Below are 2,120 nucleotides of genomic sequence, written 5' to 3'. Positions count from 1 at the left end.
ACGTGCCGCGCGCATTAATCCTTTGGCGTAGCGACCTGCTTCTAACGGTTGATAGGGAATGCCGCGTGCGTCCATGATTTCAATCACTTGCTCAAAGTGATGAAACTCTTCTTTGATTAACCGGACCATTTTATCAATCAAGGCTTGGCCGTGGGCAAAGCCGGCTTTAGGGGTTAAAGGCGCGCTGAGGCCGTTTTTACGCGCGTGGAAGATCCCATCGCGAATGCGGCGATAGACAAAGTCTTCATAGGGTTTGGCCCATGCTAGCAGTTGCTCGCCACTCGCCGCGTCAACCGCATATTTACGGATCAGCCACATCGCGGTTTGGCTGGCTTTTAATTCGCAGTTTGCGTGATCGCGCAAAAGAATCGATTGATTGTCAGGCTGGATGGCCGCTTCAATCCAACTGTCGGGCGTATGACAGTGCAGAAAACCATGAATAGGGGTGAGTAGGGTATTAATTTCTTGGCGTAGCATGCCGAAAACACTCTCAGACTGACAACAATGGCTGGGCATTATAAACAGATGGGATGCGAGCGCAAAGAGCTGGCAGCGCAGGAAGTACTGCCAGGTGGGCGAATTCGGCCTACTTGTTCGATGCCCAAGGGGAACGGTATTGAATACCGAACTTGTCTAAACGCGGTAATTGCGCTTTGAGTCTGGCCAGATAATCGAGCCAGTCACGGCGCTCACTGTGGCTCCAGGCCGCTTCCGCAATGGGGGTAAGCCTTGGAAACACCATGTAATCGAGCCTGTCCTGATTGGTGATCAGTTCACTCCAGAGTGCACATTGTACGCCTAGCATATGCTCACGGGCGGGATCGTCACTGGCGAGGCTTGCAAGCGGCTCATATTGGTAGGCTTTCTCTAATGGCGTGACGCCCGCCCAGTCGAGACCGGGCTCGGTGGCAGCATAATCTTGCACCATATCGAGATAGGTCGCCTGACCCGGGGTCAAAATCACATCAAACCCATGCTGCGCACAGTGCAATGCGGCGTCTTCGCTTTGCCATGAATAGATCACGGTATTCTTGCTCACTTTATCGCCGTTCTGCACTTCTTCCCAGCCAACCATACGTTTGCCCAAGGCGCGAAGCTTTTGCTCAGCATAGGTCAGTATCTGTCCCTGTAGCGAAGCGGTCGTTTCTCCGTTCATGCGTCTGTCCCGATAAATTGCCGGTGAAAGCGGAATTGGCTGTCGGGCGCTTGGATCAACTCGGCTTCGCGCTCGCCGATGGTTTGGATACGGTCGCGAATGTCTTCGCCGGCGATGGTTTCTGCAAGCGTCAGGTAATCTTGATAATGGCGTGCTTCCGAGCGCAGTAGCGAGATGTAGAACTTCTGTAGTTCATCATCGAGGTGTGGGGCGACTTTGGCAAAGCGCTCGCAGGAGCGTGCTTCAATGTAGGCGCCAATAATCAGTTTATCGACTAAGGTTGCCGGTTCGTGAGTACGTGCCGCGCGCATTAATCCTTTGGCGTAGCGACCTGCTTCTAACGGTTGATAGGGAATGCCGCGTGCGTCCATGATTTCAATCANACGTGCCGCGCGCATTAATCCTTTGGCGTAGCGACCTGCTTCTAACGGTTGATAGGGAATGCCGCGTGCGTCCATGATTTCAATCACTTGCTCAAAGTGATGAAACTCTTCTTTGATTAACCGGACCATTTTATCAATCAAGGCTTGGCCGTGGGCAAAGCCGGCTTTAGGGGTTAAAGGCGCGCTGAGGCCGTTTTTGCGCGCGTGGAAGATCCCATCGCGAATGCGGCGATAGACAAAGTCTTCATAGGGTTTGGCCCATGCCAGCAGTTGCTCGCCACTCGCCGCGTCGACTGCATATTTACGGATCAGCCACATCGCGGTTTGGCTGGCTTTTAATTCGCAGTTGGCGTGGTCGCGCAGAAGAATCGATTGGTTGTCAGGCTTGATGGCGTGTTCAATCCAACTGTCGGGCGTATGACAGTGCAGAAAACCATGAATAGGGGTGAGTAGGGTATTAATTTCTTGGCGTAGCATGCCGAAAACACTCTCAGACTGACAACAATGGCTGGGCAATTATAAACAGATGGGATGCGAGCGCAAAGAGCTGGCAGCGCAGGAGGCGCTGCCAGGTGGGCGAA

General features: G+C 53.1%; 2 protein-coding genes and 1 pseudogene. All 3 read right to left on the bottom strand.

The window, feature by feature from the left end; translation table 11 throughout:
* On the bottom strand, nucleotides 1-477 hold a 477-nt coding region (gene miaE / locus BZG13_RS15055), incomplete at its 3' end, for a tRNA isopentenyl-2-thiomethyl-A-37 hydroxylase MiaE (protein ID WP_241824824.1).
* 109 nt (nucleotides 478-586) lie between these two features.
* Nucleotides 587-1,147: pseudogene (locus BZG13_RS15050) on the bottom strand (family 20 glycosylhydrolase); the annotation flags it as partial.
* A 5-nt stretch (nucleotides 1,148-1,152) separates the two neighbouring features.
* On the bottom strand, nucleotides 1,153-2,016 hold the full coding sequence (locus BZG13_RS15045; protein WP_077487196.1) for a tRNA-(ms[2]io[6]A)-hydroxylase: 864 nt from the start codon (nucleotides 2,014-2,016) through the stop codon (nucleotides 1,153-1,155).
* Nucleotides 2,017-2,120: the final 104 nt, after the last annotated feature.

Origin of the sequence: Salinivibrio sp. ML323 (assembly GCF_001995745.1) — a bacterium.
In the GTDB taxonomy this organism is placed as follows: Bacteria; Pseudomonadota; Gammaproteobacteria; order Enterobacterales; family Vibrionaceae; genus Salinivibrio; species Salinivibrio kushneri.
The sequence above is the reverse complement of the archived record's forward strand: the minus strand, read 5'-3'. Positions and strand labels throughout refer to the sequence as shown.